Origin of the sequence: Rhodococcus sp. B10, assembly GCF_011770055.1 — a bacterium.
Taxonomy (GTDB): Bacteria; Actinomycetota; Actinomycetes; order Mycobacteriales; family Mycobacteriaceae; genus Rhodococcoides; species Rhodococcoides kyotonensis_B.
In genome coordinates this window covers 1-464 of the sequence record NZ_JAAFYV010000093.1, presented here as the reverse complement: position 1 = coordinate 464, position 464 = coordinate 1, and the positions used below count along the sequence as shown (strand labels likewise).

Annotated in this window: 1 protein-coding gene; it reads right to left on the bottom strand. The window is 64.7% G+C overall.

Features of this window, described 5'->3' with window-relative positions:
• Positions 1-448 (bottom strand): GNAT family N-acetyltransferase (locus tag RhoFasB10_RS25785; RefSeq protein ID WP_167679339.1); only part of this gene is annotated, 448 nt, incomplete at its 3' end.
• Between the last annotated feature and the right edge of the window lie 16 nt (positions 449-464).

Here is a 464-nt window from a genome sequence, read left to right as displayed (position 1 = left end):
CGATGGCGGTGCGCGAAGTGAAGTTGAACCAGCTGGTCTCGAACACGACGCTCAGGCACTGCAACCGCTCGAACGCGTGGCTGAGCAGCATCAGCTTGGTCTCGGTGTTGACCCCGGTGCGTTGCGCAGACTCGCCATACCAGGTGTAACCGATACTCAGGCGCGGCACGTCCGCTTGCAGATCGTAGTAGCGGGTGGTGCCGACAATCTGGTCGTTGGCATCGAACACCACGAACGGCAGCACCCTGCCTTCGGCCTGCGCCTGCAGCGCTGCCTGCACGTAGCCGGCCATGGTCTTCGCATCGGGCACCTGGGTGTACCAGAGCCTGGACAACGCGCCATCGCCAAGCGCGCCGCGCAGGCCATCGATATGCCCCATCTGCAGCGGCTCCAGCCGCGCATGGGTGCCCGCCAGCGTAGGGACCTTGGTCCAGTCGGCATGGTTCATGTGTTCAGCCCTGCAG